Origin of the sequence: Lentzea sp. NPDC102401 (assembly GCF_044765805.1) — a bacterium.
GTDB classification, from domain to species: domain Bacteria; phylum Actinomycetota; class Actinomycetes; order Mycobacteriales; family Pseudonocardiaceae; genus Lentzea; species Lentzea sokolovensis.
The window spans coordinates 282,166-304,966 of record NZ_JBIWKS010000005.1 but is presented as its reverse complement, the minus strand read 5'-3'; the positions used below and the strand labels follow the sequence as shown (position 1 = coordinate 304,966).

The window sequence follows — 22,801 nt, the reverse complement described above, 5'->3', positions numbered from 1 at the left end:
TCTTCTTGCGTCTTGCGCAAGCAGCCGTGCATCTAGCGCACGGCGGACCTACGTTGACCGCATGAGCGACGAACGACACGGTCACGGACATGGCCACGGGCACGGGCACGGGCACGACCAGGCCGAGATCCTCGACCTCGACGCCGAACTCCTCGCCACCCACACCGCCGACATCATCGACTGGCTGCCCACCTCGAACCCCCGCCACATCGTCGACCTGGGCAGCGGCACGGGCGCGGGCACGTTCGCCCTCCTGGCCCGCTACCCGGAAGCCCACATCACCGCGGTCGACTCCTCACTGGACCACCTCCAGCGACTGCGCGAGAAAGCAGGCGGACGAGGCCTGGCCGACCGGGTCCACACGGTCCTGGCCGACCTCGACTCCGACTGGCCGGACCTCGGCACCCCGGACCTCATCTGGGCGTCGGCCTCCCTGCACCACATGGCCGACCCGGCCCACACCCTCGGCCAACTCCACAAGACCCTCGCCCCCGCGGGCCTGCTGGCCGTCGTCGAACTCGCCGGCATGCCGCAGTTCTTCCCCGAACAGGCCCCGGACGCCCACGACGAACGCCTGCCCCACCGAGGCGCGGACTGGGGTCCGAAGCTGACCGAGGCCGGGTTCACCGTCGAAGGCGAACGCACGGTCACCGTCCACATCGAACGGTCCGAAGCAGTGGAACGCTACGCGCACATCGTTCTGCGCAGGCAGTTCGGCCCCGAGGCGGCCGACGAAGCAGTGCGTCGCGAGGACCTCTTCCTGCGCACCGAACGCACTGTGTGGGCGGCGAGGAAATGACCTAACGCGACGCGGTGACGAGCGCCGTTCGCAGCAGGTCGAGAGCGGCCGCCCGCGCACCGGTCATTGACGGAGACGCCACGGACGCCGCGACCACGTCGACCTGACGCGGCAACCGCGAACACTCGGCCTTGATCGCACCGAGCAACGACGGTCCCCAAGAACCGCCGATCACGACGACCTCGGGATCGGCCAGCGTCACCAACGCCATGACGACACCACCGACGGCCCGCGCGAGCACGACAGGATCCGACGTCCGCAGCCGCGCCACGTCGATCGCGGTCGTCCCCGGCCGGCGTAGCCCGAGTTCGCCGAACACCTCGATGAACGGCGTCGCGCCGGACGGCCCCGCCGTGATCAGGTGCGAGATCTCACCGGCCAGCCCCGAGTGCCCGCGCCGCACCTCGCCGTCGGAGACGACCGCACAACCCAGGCCCTCGCCCAAGAAGAGATAGGCGAAGTCCGCGACACCCAGCGCCGCGTGTTCGGCCTGCGCCGCCCAGTTCACGTCGTTGTCCACCACGACCGGCCCGTGCAGCAACGGCCCCAGCACCGCGACGGGATCCAGTTCTCCCACCAGGAACGGCGAGTCGGGCAACTGCACGAGCCTGCCGGTGCGCCGGTCGACGGGATCGGCCGCGCTCACCGTGCACAGTCGGACGTTGTGCGCCGCAACGGTTTCCGCCGCGACCGACGGCAGCGCGGCGGCCACTTCGGCCGGGTCGGCGATCGGGTGGTGGGTGCGGCCGACAATGTCTCCGTAGGCGTCGACGCACTCGGCGGTCACGCCGTCCGGTGCGATCGTCATGACCAGCGCGACGCCGATGTCCTCGGCCAGGCTGTAGAAGGAGCCGACCCGGCCCTTGCCGCGGCCGCCCGGCGTGCGTTCACCGGTGTCCGCGACCAGGCCCTGGTCCACGAGACGGCGGACGCTCTCGCTCACCGTCGGCTTCGACAGCCCGGTCTCCACCGCCAGTTCCGCCCGCGTGAGCTTGCGGGCGGACATCAACGAGCGCAGCACGTGCTCGTCCGAGATCGAGCGCAGCAACTCCTGGGACGGCCTGGTCACGCGCAGCACTCTAGTTAGGGGTCTTGCCCACAAAGGTCCGACACGCCTATGGTTCTAAGTTAGGAGGCTTTACTGGAAGGAGTCGCACGTGCTGCCGAACTGGGAGACAACGCCCGCTGACCTGCTGAAAGCCATCCGGGAGGTGAAGAAGGCGATCCGGGCGAACATCGAGGCGTCCGGCCGCAGCGTCGAGGAGGTGTTCGCGGTCGTCGAGCAGCAGATCCGGCGCGAGGTCGACGACGTCAAAGCCGGTCAGGCCTGGCCGGTGATCGACTACGCCGACATCGAGGCGGGCACGGCGAGCACCGATCTGGTGCGCCGCCGAGGCTGCCTGGTCGTGCGGAACCACTTCGACCGCGAGCAGGCCCTGGCCTGGGACAAGTCCGTTGTGGACTACGTCGAGGGCAACGACTTCTTCGAGAACTACCACGGCCCCGGCGACGACTTCTTCGGCAGCGTCGGCTCGAAGCCCGAGATCTACCCGATCTACTGGTCCGAGGCGCAGGCCCAAGCCAGGCGACACCAGCGCATGGCGACGGTCCAGCAGTTCCTGAACGGCCTGTGGCACCACGAAGGCTGGTTCGACCCGGCGAAGGACGTCGGCTACCCGGACCGCATCCGCCGCCGCCCGCCCGGCGCCGACTCGGACGGCCTGGGCACCCACCTCGACCCCGGCACGCTCGACCTGTGGATGACGCGCGAGTACCAGCAGGCGTTCCGGCACCTGTTCAACGGCACGCCCGAGCAGTACGACCCGTGGGACGCCGCCCACCGCACCACCGGCCCGCAGTACCCCGGAACGACGATGTGCTCGGTGTTCCGCACCTTCCAGGGCTGGACCGCACTGTCTGACATGGCCCACGACCAGGGCGTCCTGCACACCGTCCCGATCCCCGCCGCCATGGCGTACCTGATGCTGCGCCCGCTGCTCGACGACGTCCCGGACGACGACATGTGCGGCGTCACGGTCAACCAGGTCTTCCCGGTCAACGAGAAGTACCACGCACTCCTGATCGAGGCGCTGAGCGGCATCCCGGACGTCCAGGCGGGCGACTCGGTCTGGTGGCACTGCGACATGATCCACAGCGTCGCGCCCGTCACCGATCAGCAGGGCTGGGGCAACGTCATGTACATCCCGGCCGCGCCCTCATGTCCCCGGAACGACCGCTACGCCAGGGAAATCCAGCACGCCTACGCAACGGGTTCCAGCCCGAGCGACTTCCCGGAAGAGCACTACGAACGCGACTGGCCGAACCGCTCACGCCCCGAGTAGCACCCGGAACACCGCGCCCTCACCCGGCGCGGTGTCCAGTTCGATCCGCCACCCGTGCGCCGCGACCAGCGCCGCCACGATCGCCAGCCCCAGCCCACTCCCGCCAGGCCCACGAGCGGGATCAACGCGGTAGAAGCGTTCGAACACCCGCGAAGCCTGCTCGGCGCTCATCCCAGGCCCGTGATCAGCGACGGAGAACTCGCCCGCGCCCAGCCGGACCTCGATCGGCGACCCGGCGGGCGTGTGGATCAAAGCGTTGTCCAGCAGGTTCGTCAGCACCTGCCGCACGCGAGCCTCGTCGGCCTCCACGAGCACCGGTCCCGCGGACAGCACCAACGAGACGGACCGGTCCGCGTCCCGCATCCGTGCCTCGACCACGGCATCGCTCACCAGCACCACCAGGTCCACAGTGGACAACGTCAGCGGCTGCTCGGAGTCGAGCCGCGCCAACTGCAGCAGGTCCTCGACCAGCAACCCCATCCGCTCCGCCTGGTCCTCGATCCGCTTCAACACCTCGGAGGCATCCGTTGCCGCACCCTGCCGGTAAAGCTCGGCGTACCCCCGAATCGACGTCAACGGCGTCCGCAACTCGTGCGACGCGTCGGCGACGAACTGCCGCATCCGGTTCTCCGAGCTCACCCGCACCGCGAACGCCTGCTCGATCTGCCCCAGCATCGTGTTCAACGCCGACGCCAGCCGCCCGACCTCCGAACCGGGCTGCCGCACCGGAACCCGTTGCGACAGATCACCGGCCGCGATCTCCCCGGCGACCTGCTCGACCTCCTCCAACGCCCGAGTCGAAGCCCTGACCAGCGCATACCCGGCCATCCCGACGAGGATCAACGCGCCGAGGCTGATCAGCAGGAACGCCAGCCGCAGATCGTCGACCGCCCGATCCACCTCCGACTGGTCGGTTACCACGACGAGCTCGGCACCGTCGACCTGCCGCATCACCAGCCGATGCGAGCCCACCGTGACGTGCTCGCCGGGCGTCAACGTCCCGTACGCGGGCAGGCCTTCGAAGGCCGTCCCGGACAGCACCCCGCCCGCATCGCGCAGGATCATGTTGTCGCGCATCGGAAACACCCGCGACACCGACGCCGCCCGGTCCAGCCGCGCGTCGAGCTGGCCGAGCAGATAGCGCTCCATCACCTGCGACCCGATCAGCCACGTGCCGAACAGGCCCGCGGCCACCAGGGCGACGAGCACGACCACCAGCCGCACGCGCAACGTCATCTGCGGATCATGTACCCCAGGCCGCGAACCGTGTGGATCAGCCGGGGCTCGACGGCGTCCACCTTGCGCCGCAGGTACGAGATGTACGACTCGACCACCCCGACGTCACCGTCGAAGTCGTGCGACCACACCTGATCCAGGATCTGCGCCTTCGACAGCACCCGTCCGCTGTTGCGCATCAGGTAGTGCAGCAACCGGAACTCCGTCGGCGACAGCTCCACGACCCGCGCCCCGCGCCGGACCACGTGACTTTCCACGTCCAACGACAGATCCCCGCAGGTCAGCTGCTCGCTCTGCACGCCGGGCCGGGTGCGGCGCAGCACCGCGGTCACCCGCGCGATGACCTCCTCCAGACTGAACGGCTTGGTGATGTACCCGTCGCCGCCGATCGTGAGACCGGTGATGCGGTCGTCCGTGCTGTCCCGCGCGGTCAGGTACAGCACCGGCACCCGCACCCCGCTGGAACGCAGCCGCCGCACGACTTCGAAGCCGTCCCGGTCGGGCAGCATCACGTCGAGCAACACCAGATCGGGCGTGTCGGACTGAGCCGCCGTCAACGCCTCGGAGCCGGTCGCCGCGCTCGACACGGTGAACCCCGCGAACCGCAGGCTGGCGCACAGCAGTTCGCGGATGCTGGGTTCGTCCTCGACGACGAGCAACCGGCCCCGTTCCACGCGTGAATCCTGCATCACCCGGTGGTCGGCCGCTGGGTGATGGTCTGCCCGCTCACGGTGCCGTCCGACCCCGCCTGACCCTGCACGACGACCTGCTGACCGGCCTTGAGATCAGCGAGCTTGCCCTCCGACGTGACCTCCACCTTCGTGGTGTCCGAAGTGGACACCTTGACGACCTGGCCGTTCTGCGTCTTCACGTACACGGTCGTGCCGTCGACGTGGTCGATCGTGCCGACGGTGCCCCGACCGAACTGGCCGCCGCCCTGCCGGTTCGTGCCGGACGGGGGAGTACCACCACCGTTGCCACCGGGGAACTGCCGCCCGGCCGCGTTCGTACGAGTCGGCGTCTCGCTGGCACCGAAGGACTTCTGCACGAACACCCCGCCGACGAACGCCACGATGGCGAGCACCGCGACCCCGAGGATCACCGTCGTCTTGCCGAAGCCCGTCTTGCGTTCCTTCAGCTCGGCCGAGATGTCGTTCTCGAGCGGCTGATCGAGTGGGTTGGTCACGTCGAAAACTCCCTATTCATGCCTGAGGGCTTCGATGGGGCGGAGCTTCGCCGCCCGCGACGCCGGGTAACTGCCGAAGAAGAGGCCGATCAACGCCGACACCGCGAACGCGAGCAGCACCGACGACGGCACGAGCACGGGCTGGATGCCCGCGATGGTGAACTGGCTGCCGATCATCCCCGCCGCCACGCCCAGCGCCCCGCCGAACAGGCTCAGCAGCGTCGCCTCGATCAGGAACTGCCCGAGGATCGAGGATCGTGGCGCGCCAACGGCTTTGCGGATGCCGATCTCGCGGATCCGCTCGGTGACGGTGACCAGCATGATGTTCGTGATGCCGATTCCGCCCACCAGCAACGAGATCGCGGCCACCGACGCCAGCAGCACGGTGAACGTCTCCGTCGTCGCGGTCCGCGCGGTCAGCAGCTGGTCCTGGCTCAGGATCCGGTAGTCGGCGGTCTGGGTGATCTTGTGCCGGCCGTTGAGGATCGTCGTCACCTGGGCCTGCGCGTTCGGCAACGCGTCGGCCGACTGCGCCTGCACCACGATCTGGGTGAGACTGCCGTAGCCGGTCAACGCGTTCTGCGTGGTCGACAGCGGCGCCACGGCCATGTCGTCGGCGTCCTGCAACCCGCTGGAACCCTTGGCCGCCAGCACCCCCACGACCGTGAACGGGATGTTGTTGACCAGCATGGACTTCCCGACCGGATCAGTGCCCGGGAACAACTCGGTGGCCACCGTCGCGCCGATCACGACGACCTTGCGCGCCTGCTGGACGTCGTTGTCGGAGAACAGGTTCCCCTGCGCGACCGAACTGTTCGTGGTGTCGAAGTAGCGCGGGTCCGAGCCGATGAACTGCCCGATGTCGTGCGTCGTGTCCCCGTAGCCGGCGGTCGCCTGTGCCGAGACGACCGGCGACGCGTACTTGACGTCGGGGGAGTCCTGGCCCACCAACGCCGCCGCGTCCGCCGTGGTCAGCGGCTTGGCCGTGCTGCCGGGCTGGGCGCGCTGCGGGCTGATCGTCAGGATGTTCGTGCCGAGCCCGGCGATGCTCTGCTGCACCGCGCTCGACGCGCCGTTGCCGACCGCGATCAGCAGGATCACCGACGCGACACCGATCAGGATGCCCAGCGTGGTGAGCCCCGACCGCATCTTGTTCGCGGTCAGGCCTCTCACCGCGAACGCGGCGATCTCGAAGATCCTCACACCAGCACCCCCGCGACCTTCCCGTCGACCACGCGGACCGTGCGCATGGCGTGCGACGCGACCTCGTCCTCGTGCGTGATCAGCACGACGGTTCGCCCGCTCGCGTTGAGCCGGTCGAGAATGCCGAGCACCTCGCGGCTCGACTCGGTGTCGAGGTTGCCGGTCGGTTCGTCGGCCAGCACGATCGCGGGCGACGTCACCAGTGCCCGCGCGATCGCGACACGTTGTTGCTGGCCACCGGAAAGCTCGTTCGGCCGGTGATGCGTGCGGTCTTTCAAACCAACGAGATCGAGCGCCGCCAGCGCCCTCTCTCGACGTTGGGCACGTCGAACTCCCGCGTACACCAGCGGGAGCTCGACGTTGGCGAGTGCCGTGGTCCGCGGCACCAGGTTGAAGGACTGGAAGACGAACCCGATCTTCCTGTTGCGCAGCAACGAGAGCTGCTCCTCGTCGAACTCGCCCGTGTCGATCCCGTCCAGCAGGTACTGGCCGGAGGACGCGATGTCGAGGCAGCCGAGGATGTTGAGCAGCGTCGACTTGCCGGAACCCGACGCGCCCATGATCGCGATGTACTCGCCCTTCTGGACGGTGAGGTCGAGGCCCCGCAACGCATGCACGGCTGTATCGCCGCTGCCGTACGTCTTGCGGAGGTCACGAACCTCGATGACCGGGCTCATCGACCGGTCCCGGTGAGGCCGCCGCCGTTGCGCTGCCCGCCACCGGTGCCGGGGAACTGCCCGGTGCCCGGCTGCTGCTGACGGTTGGTGCTGTTCGACGTGCTCACCTGCGGCAGCACGACCTCCTCGCCGGCGGTCAACCCCGACTTGATCTCCACGTACTGGTCACCGCGCACCCCGACCTCGACCGTCTTGCGCGATTCGACGCCGTTCTCCACGACCTGCACCGAACTCGCGCCGCTGACGGTCTGCACGGCCGCCGCGGGCACGGCGAGGACACCTTGCGCCGACGCGACGGTGATCTCGACGCTCGCCGACTGACCCGGCTTCAACTCGGCCGGCGGCTGCGTCAGCGCGAGGCTCACGCCGTACTGCACAACGTTGTTCGCGGTAGTGGGGGTGAGGTCGACGGTGGTGACCTTGGCCTGCACCGGCGTCCCGGCCATCGCGTTGACCGTCACGGTCGCCGCCTGGTCGGTCTTGAGCTTGCTGACGTCGGACTCGGAGACGTTCGCCTTCACCACGAGGTTCTTCAGGTCGGTGACGACCACGAACCCGGACGCCGCCGTGGTGGCGCTGGTCGTACTGGAAGTGGAGCTGCTGCTGGAAGTGCCGCCACTGCCGACCTTCTGCCCGACGGCACCGGTCACCGACGTGATCGTGCCGTCACCGGGAGCCGTCAGCACGGTCGCGGCGAGGTTGTCCTTGGCCTGCTGGAGCGCGAGCTGCGTCTGCCGGTACGCGGTGAGCAGCGCGTTCGTGCCGGTGCCCTTCTCCAGGGCCGCGTTCAGGTTGCCCTGCGCGATGTCCACCTGCAGCTGCGCCTGCGTCGGATCGAGCTTCGCGAGCTGCTGCCCCTTGGTCACCGCGTCGCCGACCTTGACGTTGATCTCGGTGACCGTGCCGCTCGCCCCGAACGACGCGGCGGCGCTGAACGAGCTCTGCACCGTCCCCGAAGCCGTCACCACCTCGCTGACATCGCGGTTCGCGGCGGCGGCCGTGCGGGCGGCGGTGGTGGACTGGGCATTGCCGGAGGAACCGAAGAACACCAGGTAGCCGGCCACACCGGCCCCGAGGAGCACCACCACCAGCAGTCCGTTGATCAACAAGGATCTGCGACGTCGAGTCATGGCTCGGGATCGTCGTCCGGCAAGCTGTGTCAGGGCTGCGAGTTTCCTGGCAACGAGCTGAAGATCAGCCTGACCGTTTTCACCCGAATGAGCCCCTTGTTGCTTTTCGAGCAAGCCCTACGGTCGGACTATGGCCACGAGTACTCCATCCACCGCATACAGCCGGGATCTGGGCGACGAACTGCGCAAAGTCCGCGAGACGTCGTCCGAACTCACGGGCGCCGCACTGGCCGTCCGCCTGGGCTGGGATCCCAGCAAGGTCTCCACCCTGGAGAACGGCAAGTACCGCCCCAGCGAGATCGACCTCGTGCAGTACCTCTCGATGCTGGGCAAGGACATCGACTTCTTCGAGGACTTCAAACGCCGCTTCCGGTACGCGTTCGAGGAGTACATCGTCCAGGTCTCGGACAACCTCCGCACCCTGGCCATGGCCGAGTCGACCGCCACGAAGATGATGCGGTACGACACGCAGGCGGTGTCGGGCCTCATTCAGACTCCGGAGTACGCCGATGGCCTGTACCGGATGACCGGTTTCGTGACGGAGGAACGAATCCCCGCGCTGGTGCAGTCCCGGATCGATCGTCAGTCGATCTTGAAACGCCACAACCGGCCGACCTGCCTGTTCTACATCCACGAGCACGCGTTGCAGACCCAGGTCGGCGACGAGCGGATCATGGAGGACCAGTACCTCCAGCTGATGTTCAACGTGCACATGGTCCGGATCGTCCCGGCGGACGCCCCCGTGATCGCGTCCAGCTGCACGCTCTGGGAGTACGAGAAGGCGATGCCGGTGACGTTCATCGAGGCGGACCTGGTGAACGTGTTCGTGCAGGATCCGGGCGCGATCATTCGTACCCGAATGCTGTTCGACCGCTTGGCTGAAGTCGCCTTGGATGCGGAACAATCGCGGAGCAAGCTGGCGGAGTACGTCGGCCAACCGCGAGGGGACCTCAATGGCGCAGGAACGCGTATGGCGTAAGAGCAGCTACAGCGGCGGCACCGAGGATGGTGACTGCGTCGAGGTGTCGCTCGCCCACGACGCTCTCGTCCGGGACTCGAAGAACCCCTCCGGAGGTGTCCTGACCTTCAGCTTCACCGCTTGGGAAAATTTCCTCGAATCTCGTTGAACCGTTGCCCGTCTCACCACGTGTTCCCGCCGTACAACGGGAACGAGGGGGATGGGCCATGGCTGACGAGAAGACGGTGTTGATCGGCCGCTGCGGCCCGACGGTGCTGCTGCCGAAGCAGGGCAGCAAGATCGTTCCGCTGCGCAGGTCCACCCCACTGCGGGTGGACGTGGCGGGTGGCGGCCCGGTCGGCCTCGCCTTCGCGTGCACCATCAAGTCTCTGCTGGGGGACCAGGTCGCGGTCCGCGTCCACGACCGCCGCTGGATGCGCCAGGGCGACCGCGTCGTGTGGCGTGGCCAGGCCGAGGGCAACAACCGGCGCGAGCAGGTCGTGACGCTGCAGAGCAACGTCTGGGCGGCCCTGCCGTCCGCCGTGCAGCAGCGCCTCTTCACGCCCGGCAAGTTCTCCGAGATGTGGCCGCTCGGCCCCGACTCGCCGGCGTCCAAGGGCCGTCCGCGCAACATCAAGATCCGCTGGATCGAGGACTGCCTGCTCGACACGGCGCAGGACGTCTACGGCATCGAGGTGATCCCCGCCGCCTACACCGCGCCCACCAAGTTCGACGGTCTGCACGTCCTGGCCATCGCGGACGGCGCCCGTTCCGCCACGCGCGACGCGTTCTCGGCCCAGTTCGGCACCCCGAGCCGCGAACTGTTCTCAGTGGACGGTTCGCCGCTCGACGAGCGAGTCCTGGGCATCCGCGTCACCGCGAAGTCGCCCGACGAGCACACCGTCCCGCTGACCGTGGCGCAGAACAGGTTCCTCTTCAACTCGCTCGGTGGCGGCTTCATCAACATGCGCCTGACCGCGGAAGAAGCCTCCGAGATCGTCGCACTGGGCGAGAGCGGCCCGGTCTCGTGCATCGGCAAGTTCGGCTGCTCGATGCGCCCTGCTCCGAACGGCCGCTTCGTCTGCGACCGCCACCGCGCGGTCTTCAAGCCGTCCGTGGACAAGCTTTCGTACCTGTGGCCCCGAATCCTCGACGGCCTGCGCTTCTTCGGCGTGGGCGTGGCGGACGTGGTCGGCATCAACTCGTTCACCCTCGGCATGCAGCAGATGTCGAAGTTCACCGCCCAACTGGCACCCGACACGTTCGGCTTCCTGCTCGGCGACGCCGCCAATTCCCTGCACTTCTGGCCGGGCCGAGGCCTGAACACGGGTCTGAAGAGCGCGTTGTCGTTGGCTGTGAACCTGCAGAAGCGCTGGCGCGGCAAGGCTTTCCGTGCCGCCGACTTCGCCCAGCACGAGGGCATCATGCAGCAACTCCAGTACCGCGAGAAGTCCCGAGCCTGGACCACCATGCTCATGCCGGACTCCGAAGGCACCCCGCGCGGCATCGAAGACCGAATCCGCGAGGGCCTCCAGGGCCCCTACGACCGCGCCGCCCTCGTGAAGACGTTGTTCGAGCGCGTCCTCGACATCAAGAAGCGCCTGGGCGACCGCATGGGCTCGCTGGCCACCGACGAGTGGTACTACGGCCGTGTCAACGCCCTCGACACCCGCACCCTGAAGGTCATGGTGGAGTCGGGCGCGTGGATCACCCGCGAGATCGGCGGCGAAGAGGTCGAGATCCCGTCGGCCGAGGTCAAGGCTCCCGAACAGCCCTCGCGCCGCAACCTCTCCCTCGTCAGCTAGCGGCTGGTTCCCGGTCCACGACGGTAGAGTGGGCACGCGGTACCGGACGAGGGCAGGCGGCAATGGACTACGGCGACAAGCTCTTCTGGCTCTCGGTCCTGATCCAGCGCAAGTACGCGGAGATCTGCGCGGAGCTCGACCTGACCCCCATGCAGGCCACGCTGTTGTGCGCGATCAAGGACGAGCCGCGGCGGATGACGTACCTCGCCGCCTCGATGGGCATGACCAAGAACGCGTTGAGTCAGCTCGTCGACCGCACCGAGCGGCGCGACCTGGTGAACCGGGTGAGCTCCGAACAGGACCGCCGGGTCATCATGCTCGGCGTCACGCCCGCGGGGAAGGTGCTCGCGGAGTCGGTGTACGCCGAGACCGCCAAGCGCCTGCCGTCCATTGCGGACGGCCTCAGCGCCGACGACCAGCGAGACCTCGAACGTGTGGCCACCGCCGTCGTGGCCGCGTCCGGCGTCCGGGCGTCCACCTCGTCCTGACCTGTTGCTCGTCCCTGCCTGCCGTGCGGTGCCCTGGTGGCACACGTGGGCCTTGTGGTGGTTCATGCCGTGAACTAATGTGGTTCACGACATGAACCAATCGAGGGTGGGCGACTTGAACACGCAGGGCAGCGGCACGATCGTGGTCTTCGGTGCGACGGGACAGCAGGGCGGGGCGGTCGTCGACGCGCTCCTGGCCAGAGGAGCGCGGGTGCGGGCCCTCGTTCGCACGCCCGAGTCCGACCGGGCGCGGGCGCTGGCCGCCCGAGGCGTCGAGCTGGCGACCTTCCGGATCGACGACCCGGCGTCGACGGTCGCCGCGCTGGAGGCGGTCGATGCGTTCTACTTCATGACCCCGGAGGCGAACAGCCTCGAGGAGATCGAGGAGGAGGTCCGGGTGGGCACCGCCCTCGTCGATGCGGCGGCCGCGGCGCGCGTGCCACACGTCGTGTTCAACTCGGTCAGCGGGGCGGATCGCGAAACGGGCGTGCCGCACCACGACTCGAAGCACCGGATCGAGGAATACCTGAAGCTTTCAGGTCTGAGGGCCACGATGGTTCGTGCGACCGCCTTCATGGAGAACTTCGCGACCGTGATGGCGCCGAGCCTGGAGGACGGAACGATCGTGCTGAGGCTGCCGCTGCCGGACGACATCGCCCTGAAGATGATCTCGATCAGGGACATCGGCCAAGTCGCCGCCGCGATCCTGCTCGACACCGCGGACGTGCCCGGCGGAGCCATCGAGGTCGTCGGCGACGAGCCGACAGGCCCCCAGATCGCCGCCGCGTTCGGCGCGCACGCCGGGCTACCGTCACGCTACGAGGCCCTGCCAGTGAGCGTCCTCGGCAACGACCTCGACAAGGCGATGTTCCGCCAGTTCGCCAAGGGGTCCGAACACCCGTCAGACCTCGCGGCCGTGAAGGCGATCGAGCCGACGGTCTGGGACCTGCCCGAATGGATCCGTTCCTCCGGCTGGACCGTGCCTGCGGACGGCGGGCGCCGCTGAGCTGACGCGGCACCGGGTTCGCCGCACTTCGTTGTGGCGGAACCGGTCCGCGCCCGGTGGTCACCAGCCTAGAATCGCGTTCCGGGGGGAACGCATGAGAGTCACGCGGTACGTGCTGGGAGCGCTCGCGGTCGTCACCGGGCTGGCTCTCGCCCGCGACATGGCGGGCGCTGCCGCCATTCCTGGGACACCGACCCCGCTGTCGGTCGAGTCGATGCGCGTCCTCGCCGACGACGGCTGCAAGCGGCCACCCGGATTCCGGCTCAACACCCTGCAGATGCTGAACAACAGCGTCCTGGAGGTGGGCGTCACCGACAGCCAGTTCGTCGTGTGCACCGTCGACCCCCAGTCATGGGGCACCTCGACAGCCGAGGTCGGTCGGCCTGGTGCCGAGTACTTCGCCGGCCGCCTGGGCCTGGTCGGCGACGACTGGACCGTCGAGCTGGGGCGGGTCGGCCCCGAGGTCGCCGCCCTCGAGATCGTGCTGCCCAGCGGAGAGATCTTCAAGGCCGAGTTGTACGGCGAGACCTACCTCTGCCGCCTTCCGCACCACGTCAAGGTCGTGCACGTCCGGGCCTACGACGCGGGCGGCCAGCTCCTGCGCGACGCGGACATCTAGCCGATCCGGAGCAACACGGGGTTGGCCACGTCCTCGTTCCCCACCACGACAGAAGCACGGCCCGCGGGCTCGACCTCGTCCCATTCCAGCTTCCGTTGAAGGAAGCTCCCGTCCACCGCCACCCGCAACGGATGTCCCGGAAACCGGCCACACAGGTGATCGGCGATCCGGCCCAGCACGCGCCCTCGCGGAGTGATCATGCGAGCAATCTTTGCAAACTCAGTCCTCGTCGACCTCGCGCCGAGACAACCGCACTTCCTCCACGTCGAGCTTCCGCTGGATCGTGCGCAACACGATGTCGTCGATCGCGGCCTCGTCGCGCAACCGCACCACCGTCGCCCGCTTGTGCGCGATCAGTTCCAGCCGCAGTGCCGCGTACTCGACCTCCGACTGTGCCACCTCCTCGTCACCGGCCTCCTTCGCCCGCACGACCTCCAGGTGGTGCTCGTACTCCGCCAGCACCCGCTTGTAGACGACGTCCGAGACGCCCACCTTGTCGGCCAGCCGCGGGAGTGCCTCGTACGCCTCCTCGGACGCCGTGGACTGGGCGAGTCGCAGCTCCTCGTCCAATGCCGTGTCCTCGGGCAACTGCGAGAAACGGATGATCGAGGGCAGCATCACCGCCTGCACGATCAGCGTCAGCACGACGACGCCGGAGGTGATGAGGATGATCTCGTCGCGGAACGGGAACGGCCCGCCTCCCACCACCGTCTCGGGTACGGCGAGGGCGGCGGCCAGCGACACCGCGCCGCGGAACCCGGCGGCCGACGACACCAGCCTTTGCCGGGCGCCCACGCGCCGCAACCGTTGCTGAGGCCGGCGGTCCAGTGCCCTGATCACGTACGGAGTCGTGTAGCTCCACAACAACCGCGTGCCGGCCACGGTGAGGGAGACGAGTCCGATGGCGCCGAACGTCGCGAGGGTCTCCGAACCGTTCAGCGAGCGGATGGCGCTGTGCGCCTGGAGTCCGATCAGGACGAACAGCGCGCCGTTCAGCACGAACGTCGCGATGCCCCAGAACGCATAGCTCACCTGGCGGGTGTCGGCACGCACGATCCGAGGACCGACCCGCGCCAGCGTCAGGCCGCACGTCACGACGGCGATCACGCCAGAGCCGTGCACCGTCTCGGCTGCCAGGAACGCCGCGAACGGCGTCAGGATGCTGACTACGCTCTCGTGCAACGGGCTGTCGAGCCGCTTGCGCACCTGCACCGCGAGCCACGCCACCAGTAACCCGGCCGCCGCACCGCCCGCGTACGACAGCAGCAGCTGCAGGCCGACGCGTCCGGTGCTGAACTCCTGCTCGCCGATGGTGATCGAGATGGCGATCGCGTAGATCACCAGCGCCGTGCCGTCGTTGATCAACGACTCCGCGCGCAGGATCGTCGTGGTGCGGCGCGGCATGCCCCGCGCGATGGCCGAGACGGCGGTCGCGTCGGTAGGAGCCAAAGCGGCTCCGAGCACCCACGCGGGACCCCAGTCGAGGCCGAGCGCGTGGGCGACGGCCGCGACCGCCGCGGCGGTCGCGAGGACGAGCAGCGTGCTGAGCAGCACGATCGGGCGCAGGTTGCTGCGGATCTCCCGCAACGACGTGTTGAGGCTCTCCCAGTACAGCAACGCCGGAAGGAAGATCAGCAGCATCGCCTCCGGCGGCAGACTGACCTCCTGCAGGGCGGGCACGAAGCCGAGCACGGCACCGCAGACGACCAGCAGAACCGGGGCGGCGACGCGCAACCGTCCCGACACGACACTGCTCGCCAGGATGCACACGCCCAGCACCACTACGAGTTCGAGACCGAGCATGCGCTAAAAGATAGGCGGCTCAGGCGCTGAGCGCGTCATCCAATTCAGCCAGCAGACGGCCCTTGGGCCGCGCTCCCACGATCTGACGGATCGGCACGCCGTCGCGGAACAACAGCATCGTGGGCAGTGACATGACCTGGTAGTCGCGGGCGGTGGCGGTGTTCTCGTCGGCGTTGATCTTGAGCACGGTCAGGTCGTCGCGCTCGCGGTCGATCTCGTCCAGAACGGGCGAGAGCATGTGGCACGGCCCGCACCACTGCGCCCAGAACTCCACGAGAACGGTGCCCGTCCGGGTCTTGTCGGCGAACGTGGCGTCGGTCAGCTGCACTGGATCTCCTCGGGTACGAGACACGGGTCCTGGAAGGCGAGTCTGGCCAGCAGGAACTCCCGGACGGCGCCCAGCCGGTCCAGGCAGGCGTCCACCTCGGCGAGCTTGCGCCGGTAGACCTCCCGCGAGTCCGGGCACGAGTCACCGGACTCGTGCCCCGCGCGCAGGCAGGCGACGAACGGCCGGGTGTCCTCCAGGGACAGTCCGACCGCCTGCAGCGACTGGATCTCGCGCACCAGCCGCAGGTCGTGCTCGCCGTACTCGCGGTAGCCGTTGGGCGTGCGCTGCGCTTCGAGGAGCCCCTCGGACTCGTAGAAGCGCAGCGCACGGGTGGTGGTGCCGGCTCGCTTGGCCAGTTCGCCGATCCTCATGAAGGGAACGCTAAACCTTGACGCGCACGTCAAGGCAACCCTTTCTCAGTCCGCGACCAGGCCCGCCGCCGACCACTGCCGGCGGATCAGCCACCGGCCCGCGGCGATACCGGTGCCGCCGTGTTCGGGGTGCAGGAGGTAGACGGGGGCGGTGTTCTCGACGACGGCCAGGTCCCGGCCGGTGGACCAGCGGCAGGTGCCGGGGTCCGCGACGAGGACGTGCGGGTTGCCGCCGTTCAGGCCGGCGACGAGGTGGACGCCCTCGGGAGGCACGTCGCGGTCCGGAACGTCGTCCGGCGGCGAGTCGAGCATCGAGAACGGGATGACGATCAGGTCGCCCTGGGCCTGCAGGCCGTCGACGACGGGGACGGTGGACTGTCGCTCGAGGTGGTCGAGCGCGTCGACGCTGGTGCGGTCGACGAGTTCTGCGAGATTCATGTGTTTTTCAGGTGCGTCGTAGGAGTTGGGCGTACTGGTCGGCCCGCAACCCGTAGGTCGTGGCCGCGGCGTCGAGCGGGTCGCGCTGCCAGCGGTGCGTCCGCAGGCCGTAGCGGCGCCGGGTGCCGTCGCGCTCGACCGAGCCGTTGACGACGAGCAGCAGGTTGACCTGGCCCCACAGGTCGTAAAGGCGCAGGTCGTGGCCGGGATTGCCGGGGTCTGGGGCCGTGGCGATCAACGGCGTCGTGGCCTGGTCGACGTAGGTCTCCCAGCCGAGGCGTTCGGCGGCGGCGAAACGCAGCTCCAGACGGCGTTCGGTCATGATCCGGACGACGTCCGGCTCTTCGATCACCCACCTCGGCACGGCGGTGCCGTGCCACGCGTGGGCGTGGGTGCCGTCGGCGAACGTGATGGCCGGGCCGTCGTCGTTGTGCAGCAACGAGTTCGCATCCACGTGTACTGCCGTCGGCCGCTCGGCCATCACGCAGAATCCGTCACGTGGCCACCACCACCCGGTCGACCGGGCGAGGGTCACCCACTCGTCGAGCAGTGCCAGGTCGGGCGCGTCGACGTCCGCCAGCCAGTCGGCCTCGTGCTGGCCTGTCCAGCCGATGCCGAGCGAGCCCGGCATCGTGGAGTTGATCGCGGGGACCAGGCTTTCGCGGACGATTCGGCGCAGGTCGCCGCCCCGGCGGCTCGGAGCTCCCTGCCAGTCACCGCGTTGCCGCAGCCGCTGACGCAGATCCGAGACCAGCGCGGCGATCTGCGCCTCGACGGTCTGCCAGTTGTCGTGGTAGCGGAAGACTTCCTTGGCTGGCAACACAGTCGCCGCCTCGGCGGGCGAACGCACCCAGGCGAACTCCGGTGGTGGCCTGCCGGTGGCCGCGTACAGCAGTGCCACGGCCTCTTCGGCCGTCGGACGATCAGCGGGTGCATTGCTCAGCGCGTGGGCGAGCCAGTCTTCGCGGAGCGGGGAACGATCGGTGGAGCGGGCCTCAAGCCCGCTCGGTGCGCTCACAGCGCGAGGGCGCGCACGCCCTTTCGAGTCGTCATGCGGAAGATCGTGACACCAACCCGTCGCGATCCGCAAGCACGAAAAATCCCGCCGCGGCCGGAAGTCGCACCCAGTGGCCGCCCCGGCGCGACCCTTCCGCGCGGATCCGGCGGAGGCTCGGTGACGTGATCCAGACCGTCCGCGGCGCCGGACGGCGGGTTGCACGCCGTTGTTCGACGTGACGGTCCCGCCGGCCGGGCCGCTGCCGTTCGAGAAGCCCTGCTCGTCAGGACGTGACGGGGTGGAAGGCTTTGAGCCAGTCCTCCATCACCTCGGCGGTGAGGTGGGCGTCCTCCTTCACCATCGCCATGTGGTCGGTGGCCACGAGCCGGATGTCGTCCGCGGGCACCGAGACGTCCTGGTTCGTGGTCACCAGATCCGTGCCCCTCACCTCGTTCGCACATCGGACCAGCAGTTTCGGCACGGTCGTGTGGATGCCGGTGTCGATGATGCGCGGGAACCAGTGGGCCATGGCGGACAGTCGCGCGCTGTTCATGTTGACCGCGGGGGAGTCCATCGTGTTGAAGTAGTTGCTGGTGACGGACTCGAAGTCCATGCCCTCGCGGTTGTCGTAGTTGAGGCTCAGCGTGTCGAGCATGATCACGCCGTCCGGTTTGATGCCCCACGTCTCCTCGATGACGCCCGCGGCGAGGTAGGCGAGGGTGCCGCCGGAGGAGTGGCCGACGAGCACGAACGGGTCGCCGTCGCTCGCGTGCAGCACCGCCTCGGCCACCCACCGGTTGACCGCGGCGGCGTCCTTCGGCAGTGGTTCCCCGGCGCCGAACCCGACCAGCGGGAGCGCGCTGACCTGCCGTTTGCCTCGCAGGTGAGCCGCGAGCCGCGCGTACATGTGCACGCCCGCCGTCGCGCCGGGCGCGCTGATGCAGATGAGCTTGGGCAGCTTCGGTCCGTCCGCGAGCGTGACGGCCTCGGGCAGGTCGTCGAGTTCGGCGGGGGAGGAGAACATCGGGCGCAGGTTCGCGACGCCCTTGAGCATCTGCAGGCCGGCGGCGACGTTGCCCTTCGTGACGGCCTCCATGAAGAGCCCGAACACCGTGTCCTCCGCCGCCACCTCGACACCGTTGCCCGTGCTACCTCCACTGTGGAGGGTGCCGAGTTCGGTGACGAGGTGCTGGGCCAGGTTCGCCGGGGTCTTGTGGTCGAAGACGACACTTCCGGCGAGCTTGAGGCTGAGGAGTTCGTTGAGCTGGTTGCGCAGTTCGACGGCGATGAGGCTGTCGAAGCCGAGTTCGAGGAAGTCCTTGTGCGGGTCGACCGCGCTCGGGTCGGGGTGGCCCAGGAGTGCCGCGCTCGTGCCGGTGACGAGGTCGCGGACCATGACCTCGCGTTCTGCCGGTGGGGCCTTGCGCAGCCGGTCCAGCACCGTGACGGCGGCCTTCTCCTGCGGCTGTTCCGCGTTACCTCCCAGCAGTTTGGAGACCGGGCCTCGCTGGGCGGCGACGTGGATAGGGACCAGCAGGGGCTTGCGGTGCGCGAGTGCCGCGTCGAACAGCGCGAGGCCCTGCTCGACGGCCAGCGGTGGCATGCCCGACCGTTGCATCCGGTCCAGCGCGGCCTGGCTGAGCCCGGCCGTCATGCCGGAGTCCTGCGCCCACGGCCCCCACGCGAGGCTGATGGTGTTCTCGGTGCTCAGGGCGAGGGCGTCGAGGTAGGAGTTGGCGGCCGCGTAGTTGCCCTGTCCCGCCGCACCCATCACGCCCGAGACCGAGCTGTAGAGGACGAGCGGGACGTCCGTGGCGTTGCGCAGGTGCCAGGCAGCGTCGACCTTGGGCGTGAGGACGTTCGTGACGCTCTCCGGCGTGAGCGCGTCGATCAGCCCGTCCTCCAGCACACCCGCCGTGTGAATGATGGCCTGCAACGGTTTCTGCGCGGCGCTGAGGAGGCTGGTGACGTCGTCGGCCTTCGAGACGTCGGCCGCCGCGATCGTGACCGTCGCGCCCTGTGCTTCGAGCTGCTGACGCAGTTCGGTGGCCTTCGGCGACTCCTCGCCACGACGGCTGGCGAGGAGCAGGTGCTTGACCTTGTGCCTGGTGACGAGGTGTTTCGCCAGTTCGGCACCGAGCCCGCCGGTGCCGCCGGTGATCAGGACGGTCTTGTCCTGGTCCCACTCGTGCACGTCCTCGGTCTTCTGGGCTTCTTGAAGCCGTGGCACGGTCGTCTGTCCATTGCGGACCTTCACGTGCGGCTCGTCCCACGCCACCAGCTTGGGCAGCAACGCGCCGGACACGTCCAGTCCGTCGGTGTCGAACAGCAGGAACCTGCCGGGGTTCTCCATCTGCGCACTGCGCACGAGCCCTGCGGTGGCGGCCGCGGTGACGTCGTTCTCTCCGCTGACGAACACGATGTGCGCGCTGTAGTCGTTGGCCTCTTGGAGGATCGCGAGAACGCGTTGCGTCTGCGCGTGCGTGCTTTCTGGTGTGCCGTCACCGCTGACCGCCACGATGAACACGTCAGGCTTGGTGGACTTCGCGGCTTCGGCGAGCGTCTCCCCGTACCCGGTGACGGTCTGGCCGGCGCTGTAGAGCACGTGCGCGAGGTCGAACTCGTCCCCGCCGATGATCGCCCATCGGGCCGCCGCGATGGGACTGGCGGTGACGGTGGCTTCGATCCACCGCAGCTCGTGCAGGGCAGGTTGGGACTTGGCCGGTCCGCTCGGCGCGGTGCCGCCCTGGGGCCAGAACCGTTGCGTGTCGAACGGGTAGGTGGGCAGCGCGATCTTGGTGCCGCGCGGGAAGAACTTCCGCCAGTTGACGTTCACACCGCTGACGTAGAGCTTGGCAAGTGCGGTGAGGACCGCCGCCGGTTCGGGCTTGTCCTTGCGCAGCGTCGGAATGCAGCCGTCGACGAGTGCGCTGAGCACTCCGGTCGGGCCGATCTCGACGAACGTGGCCTCGCCGATCTTCTGGACGTTCTCGGTGAAGCGGACCGTGTCGCGGACGTGGCCGACCCAGTAGTCGGTGGTCGTGACGTCGCCGCTGGTGTGGATGGGGATGCGCGGCTTGTTGAGCGTGATGTGTTCGATGGCGTTGCGGAAGTCGTCGAGCATCGGCTCCATCAGCGGGGAGTGGAAGGCGTGGCTGACCCGCAGCTGCTTGTGCTCCCAGTTCTGTGCGATCACCTCCGCTTCTTCCCCGGCGATGACGATGTCGTTGGGGCCGTTGATGGCGGCGATGTCGACCTGAGCCGTGAGGTGCTTCCTGACTTCCGCTTCCGTCGCCTTGACGGCGAACATCGCGCCGTTCTGCGGAAGGGCCTGCATCAGACGTGCGCGCTCTTGGACCAGTGTGGCGGCGTCTTCGAGGCTGAGGACGCCGGCGACGTGTGCCGCCGCGATCTCGCCGATGGAGTGGCCGGCGACGTGGTCGGGCTTGAAGCCGTAGCTCTCCAGGAGCCGGTACAACGCCACCTGCAGCGCGAACAGGGCCGGCTGGGTGGTGCCGGTCTGGTTGAGCGCCTCCTCGTTCGTGCCCCACATGGCGTCGTCGAGATCGACGTCGAGGTGCTGGGCGACGTTGTCGAACGCGGTGCGGAAGGTGTCGGAGGTCTCGTAGAGGTCCTTGCCCATGCCGAGGCGTTGGGCGCCCTGGCCGCTGAAGAGGGCGGCCACCGGTGTGCGCTGGGTCTGGCCGCTCGCGAGGGTGACGCCGTTCAGGAGGACGGCGCGGTGTTCGAAGCCGGTGGATCGGGTGGTGAGGAGCGAGTGGCCGAGGTCTGCGGGGTTCGCGCCGCTGTCGATGAGTTCGCGGACCTGGCCGGCCCGCGCTTCCAGAGCGCTCGCGGACTTCGCGGACACGACCAGCGGAGCCTCGTCCGCCGGTGTGGAGGTCGCGCCGAAGCCGAACGGGCACACCGCGCCTTGTTCGCTGTCGGCAGCCGATGCCTTCCCTCCATTCGGAATCGATCCCGACTGGCCGGCCCCCTGGGGGGATCCGCCCCCCATCCCAATCATCTCAGGCAGGTCTGACAATTCCTGAGCGCTCGGGGCCTCCTCGATGATCACGTGCGCGTTCGTCCCCGACACGCCGAACGACGAGATCCCCGCCCGTCGCGGCTGCTCCCCGCGCGGCCACGGCTCGGCCTCGGTCAGCAGCGCGATGTTGCCCGCCGCCCAGTCCACGTGCGACGACGGCGCGCTCACGTGCAGCGTTCGGGGGAGCGTCTCGCGCTGCAACGCCATCACCATCTTGATCACGCCCGCCACACCCGCGGCCGCCTGCGTGTGCCCGATGTTCGACTTCACCGCGCCCAGCCGCAGCGGCTCGGCCCGTTCGGCGCCGTAGGTCGCGAGCAGCGCCTGCGCCTCGATCGGGTCACCCAGCACGGTCCCGGTGCCGTGCGCCTCGACCGCGCCCACCTCGTCGGCCGCCAACCCGGCCGATGCCAGAGCCGCCTGGATCACCCGGCGTTGCGAAGGACCGTTCGGCGCGGAGAGGCCGTTCGACGCGCCATCCTGGTTGACGGCGCTGCCCACCACCACGGCGAGCACGGGGTGTCCGTTGCGCTGTGCGTCCGAAAGCTTCTCCACCAACAACACGCCAACGCCTTCGGACCAACCGGTCCCGTCGGCGTCATCGGAGAAGGCCTTGCAACGCCCGGAAACCGCAAGTCCGCCCTGACGCGTGAAGCCGGCGAAGTTCGACGCCGTGGCCATGACCGTGACGCCACCCGCGACCGCGAGCGAGCACTCGCCGTTGCGCAGCGCAGCAGCAGCGAGGTGCAACCCGACGAGAGAAGAAGAACACGCCGTGTCGATCGTGACGGCAGGTCCCTCGAAACCGAACGTGTACGAGATACGGCCCGAGATGACGCTTGCGGCCGTGCCCATGCCGGCGTGGCCCTCGACGTCCTCCTCCGACGCGATCAGCACGTGTCCGTAATCTTGGCCGTTCGTGCCGACGAACACGCCCGTTTCGCTGCCACGCAACGATGCCGGGTCGATGCCCGCACGTTCGATGGCCTCCCACGTCGTCTGCAGCAGCAGCCGTTGCTGAGGGTCCATCGCGAGAGCCTCTCGCGGCGAGATGCCGAAGAAGCCGGGATCGAACTCGGCCGCGTCGTAGAGGAACCCGCCCTGCAACGTCGCGGAGTCCCCGCCCGCCAGCGTTCCCAGGTCCCAGCCGCGGTCGGTCGGGAACCCGGTGATCGCGTCACGGCCCTCCGAGACCAGGTCCCACAGGTCCTCGGGGGAGCGCACGTCGCCGGGGAAGCGGCACGCGATGCCGACGATCGCGATCGGTTCGTGGCGCCCGGACTCGACCTCCTCCAGGCGTTGACGCGTCTCGTGCAGGTCAGCCGTGACCCACTTCAGGTACTCAACGAGCTTCTCTTCGTTCGGCA

At 68.7% G+C, this 22,801-nt stretch carries 21 protein-coding genes and 1 pseudogene; 8 read left to right on the top strand and 14 right to left on the bottom strand.

The window, feature by feature from the left end; genetic code table 11:
- Positions 1-61: 61 nt before the first annotated feature.
- Positions 62-799 (top strand): class I SAM-dependent methyltransferase, encoded by a 738-nt coding sequence (locus tag ACIRG5_RS20330; RefSeq protein WP_402906652.1) that lies wholly within the window; start codon positions 62-64, stop codon positions 797-799.
- Position 800: 1 nt separating this feature from the next.
- On the opposite strand, the gene ACIRG5_RS20325 is transcribed toward ACIRG5_RS20330, so the two are convergent.
- Complete coding sequence (locus ACIRG5_RS20325) at positions 801-1,868, bottom strand: ROK family protein (RefSeq protein ID WP_402906650.1); 1,068 nt, start codon at positions 1,866-1,868, stop codon at positions 801-803.
- 88 nt (positions 1,869-1,956) lie between these two features.
- Between ACIRG5_RS20325 and ACIRG5_RS20320 the strand changes: the two genes are divergently transcribed.
- Positions 1,957-3,141: a YbiU family protein gene (locus tag ACIRG5_RS20320; RefSeq protein ID WP_402906648.1), complete on the top strand. Its 1,185-nt coding sequence runs from the start codon at positions 1,957-1,959 to the stop codon at positions 3,139-3,141.
- On the opposite strand, the gene ACIRG5_RS20315 is transcribed toward ACIRG5_RS20320, so the two are convergent.
- From ACIRG5_RS20315 to ACIRG5_RS20290, 6 genes are read right to left on the bottom strand one after another with little or no spacing between them, the layout of a single operon-like run.
- Entirely contained in the window at positions 3,127-4,377 is a 1,251-nt protein-coding gene (locus ACIRG5_RS20315) for a sensor histidine kinase (RefSeq protein WP_402906646.1), read from the bottom strand. The genes ACIRG5_RS20320 and ACIRG5_RS20315 overlap by 15 nt on opposite strands.
- The gene (locus ACIRG5_RS20310) at positions 4,374-5,066 is read right to left on the bottom strand and encodes a response regulator transcription factor (protein ID WP_402906644.1); all 693 of its coding nucleotides are present in this window, start codon (positions 5,064-5,066) and stop codon (positions 4,374-4,376) included. Before ACIRG5_RS20310 ends, ACIRG5_RS20315 begins: the two co-directional genes overlap by 4 nt.
- Entirely contained in the window at positions 5,066-5,563 is a 498-nt protein-coding gene (locus ACIRG5_RS20305; protein ID WP_402906643.1) for a hypothetical protein, read from the bottom strand. Before ACIRG5_RS20305 ends, ACIRG5_RS20310 begins: the two co-directional genes overlap by 1 nt.
- A 12-nt stretch (positions 5,564-5,575) precedes the next feature.
- Positions 5,576-6,766 carry an ABC transporter permease gene (locus tag ACIRG5_RS20300; RefSeq protein WP_402906641.1) on the bottom strand — a complete coding sequence of 397 codons (1,191 nt, stop codon included), beginning with the start codon at positions 6,764-6,766 and terminating at the stop codon, positions 5,576-5,578.
- Positions 6,763-7,443 (bottom strand): ABC transporter ATP-binding protein, encoded by a 681-nt coding sequence (locus ACIRG5_RS20295; protein WP_402906639.1) that lies wholly within the window; start codon positions 7,441-7,443, stop codon positions 6,763-6,765. Before ACIRG5_RS20295 ends, ACIRG5_RS20300 begins: the two co-directional genes overlap by 4 nt.
- Complete coding sequence (locus ACIRG5_RS20290; RefSeq protein ID WP_402906637.1) at positions 7,440-8,573, bottom strand: efflux RND transporter periplasmic adaptor subunit; 1,134 nt, start codon at positions 8,571-8,573, stop codon at positions 7,440-7,442. Before ACIRG5_RS20290 ends, ACIRG5_RS20295 begins: the two co-directional genes overlap by 4 nt.
- Positions 8,574-8,703: 130 nt before the next feature.
- Between ACIRG5_RS20290 and ACIRG5_RS20285 the strand changes: the two genes are divergently transcribed.
- From ACIRG5_RS20285 to ACIRG5_RS20260, 6 genes are all read left to right on the top strand, one after another.
- Positions 8,704-9,552 carry a helix-turn-helix domain-containing protein gene (locus ACIRG5_RS20285; RefSeq protein WP_402906636.1) on the top strand — a complete coding sequence of 283 codons (849 nt, stop codon included), beginning with the start codon at positions 8,704-8,706 and terminating at the stop codon, positions 9,550-9,552.
- Positions 9,467-9,700: a DUF397 domain-containing protein gene (locus tag ACIRG5_RS20280; RefSeq protein ID WP_402906635.1), complete on the top strand. Its 234-nt coding sequence runs from the start codon at positions 9,467-9,469 to the stop codon at positions 9,698-9,700. The genes ACIRG5_RS20285 and ACIRG5_RS20280 overlap by 86 nt, the downstream gene beginning before the upstream one ends.
- Positions 9,701-9,758: 58 nt before the next feature.
- The gene (locus ACIRG5_RS20275; RefSeq protein ID WP_402906634.1) at positions 9,759-11,336 is read left to right on the top strand and encodes a hypothetical protein; all 1,578 of its coding nucleotides are present in this window, start codon (positions 9,759-9,761) and stop codon (positions 11,334-11,336) included.
- Between the two features lie 62 nt (positions 11,337-11,398).
- Positions 11,399-11,824 carry a MarR family winged helix-turn-helix transcriptional regulator gene (locus ACIRG5_RS20270; RefSeq protein ID WP_402906632.1) on the top strand — a complete coding sequence of 142 codons (426 nt, stop codon included), beginning with the start codon at positions 11,399-11,401 and terminating at the stop codon, positions 11,822-11,824.
- 91 nt (positions 11,825-11,915) lie between these two features.
- Positions 11,916-12,830, top strand: a complete 915-nt coding sequence (locus tag ACIRG5_RS20265) for an NmrA/HSCARG family protein (protein WP_402906631.1) — start codon at positions 11,916-11,918, stop codon at positions 12,828-12,830.
- 94 nt (positions 12,831-12,924) lie between these two features.
- Positions 12,925-13,449, top strand: coding sequence for a hypothetical protein (locus ACIRG5_RS20260; protein ID WP_402906629.1), 525 nt, complete (start codon positions 12,925-12,927; stop codon positions 13,447-13,449).
- On the opposite strand, the gene ACIRG5_RS20255 is transcribed toward ACIRG5_RS20260, so the two are convergent.
- The 7 genes and pseudogenes from ACIRG5_RS20255 to ACIRG5_RS20225 all read right to left on the bottom strand — a co-directional run.
- Positions 13,446-13,649: a hypothetical protein gene (locus tag ACIRG5_RS20255; RefSeq protein WP_402906627.1), complete on the bottom strand. Its 204-nt coding sequence runs from the start codon at positions 13,647-13,649 to the stop codon at positions 13,446-13,448. The genes ACIRG5_RS20260 and ACIRG5_RS20255 overlap by 4 nt on opposite strands.
- Positions 13,650-13,668: 19 nt before the next feature.
- On the bottom strand, positions 13,669-15,252 hold the full coding sequence (locus ACIRG5_RS20250; RefSeq protein ID WP_402906625.1) for a Na+/H+ antiporter: 1,584 nt from the start codon (positions 15,250-15,252) through the stop codon (positions 13,669-13,671).
- Positions 15,253-15,271: 19 nt separating this feature from the next.
- Complete coding sequence (gene trxA, locus ACIRG5_RS20245) at positions 15,272-15,580, bottom strand: thioredoxin (protein ID WP_319979757.1); 309 nt, start codon at positions 15,578-15,580, stop codon at positions 15,272-15,274.
- Entirely contained in the window at positions 15,571-15,951 is a 381-nt protein-coding gene (locus ACIRG5_RS20240; RefSeq protein ID WP_319979756.1) for a MerR family transcriptional regulator, read from the bottom strand. Before ACIRG5_RS20240 ends, trxA begins: the two co-directional genes overlap by 10 nt.
- A gap of 45 nt (positions 15,952-15,996) precedes the next feature.
- Entirely contained in the window at positions 15,997-16,389 is a 393-nt protein-coding gene (locus ACIRG5_RS20235; protein WP_402906623.1) for a hypothetical protein, read from the bottom strand.
- A 7-nt stretch (positions 16,390-16,396) separates the two neighbouring features.
- Positions 16,397-17,407 (bottom strand): DUF6745 domain-containing protein, encoded by a 1,011-nt coding sequence (locus ACIRG5_RS20230; RefSeq protein ID WP_402906621.1) that lies wholly within the window; start codon positions 17,405-17,407, stop codon positions 16,397-16,399.
- Positions 17,408-17,669: 262 nt separating this feature from the next.
- Positions 17,670-22,793 (bottom strand): annotated as a pseudogene (locus ACIRG5_RS20225) (SDR family NAD(P)-dependent oxidoreductase); the annotation flags it as partial.
- Positions 22,794-22,801: the final 8 nt, after the last annotated feature.

Bases quoted from the DNA above. Each gene is read 5' to 3' on its own strand.
- ACIRG5_RS20330 (WP_402906652.1), top strand. From the start codon at position 62: ATGAGCGACGAACGACACGGTCACGGACATGGCCACGGGCACGGGCAC.
- ACIRG5_RS20315 (WP_402906646.1), bottom strand. From the start codon at position 4,377: ATGACGTTGCGCGTGCGGCTGGTGGTCGTGCTCGTCGCCCTGGTGGCC.
- ACIRG5_RS20310 (WP_402906644.1), bottom strand. From the start codon at position 5,066: ATGCAGGATTCACGCGTGGAACGGGGCCGGTTGCTCGTCGTCGAGGAC.
- ACIRG5_RS20295 (WP_402906639.1), bottom strand. From the start codon at position 7,443: ATGAGCCCGGTCATCGAGGTTCGTGACCTCCGCAAGACGTACGGCAGC.
- ACIRG5_RS20290 (WP_402906637.1), bottom strand. From the start codon at position 8,573: ATGACTCGACGTCGCAGATCCTTGTTGATCAACGGACTGCTGGTGGTG.
- ACIRG5_RS20285 (WP_402906636.1), top strand. From the start codon at position 8,704: ATGGCCACGAGTACTCCATCCACCGCATACAGCCGGGATCTGGGCGAC.
- ACIRG5_RS20280 (WP_402906635.1), top strand. From the start codon at position 9,467: ATGCGGAACAATCGCGGAGCAAGCTGGCGGAGTACGTCGGCCAACCGC.
- ACIRG5_RS20275 (WP_402906634.1), top strand. From the start codon at position 9,759: ATGGCTGACGAGAAGACGGTGTTGATCGGCCGCTGCGGCCCGACGGTG.
- ACIRG5_RS20270 (WP_402906632.1), top strand. From the start codon at position 11,399: ATGGACTACGGCGACAAGCTCTTCTGGCTCTCGGTCCTGATCCAGCGC.
- ACIRG5_RS20265 (WP_402906631.1), top strand. From the start codon at position 11,916: ATGAACCAATCGAGGGTGGGCGACTTGAACACGCAGGGCAGCGGCACG.
- ACIRG5_RS20260 (WP_402906629.1), top strand. From the start codon at position 12,925: ATGAGAGTCACGCGGTACGTGCTGGGAGCGCTCGCGGTCGTCACCGGG.
- ACIRG5_RS20255 (WP_402906627.1), bottom strand. From the start codon at position 13,649: ATGATCACTCCGCGAGGGCGCGTGCTGGGCCGGATCGCCGATCACCTG.
- ACIRG5_RS20250 (WP_402906625.1), bottom strand. From the start codon at position 15,252: ATGCTCGGTCTCGAACTCGTAGTGGTGCTGGGCGTGTGCATCCTGGCG.
- ACIRG5_RS20240 (WP_319979756.1), bottom strand. From the start codon at position 15,951: ATGAGGATCGGCGAACTGGCCAAGCGAGCCGGCACCACCACCCGTGCG.
- ACIRG5_RS20235 (WP_402906623.1), bottom strand. From the start codon at position 16,389: ATGAATCTCGCAGAACTCGTCGACCGCACCAGCGTCGACGCGCTCGAC.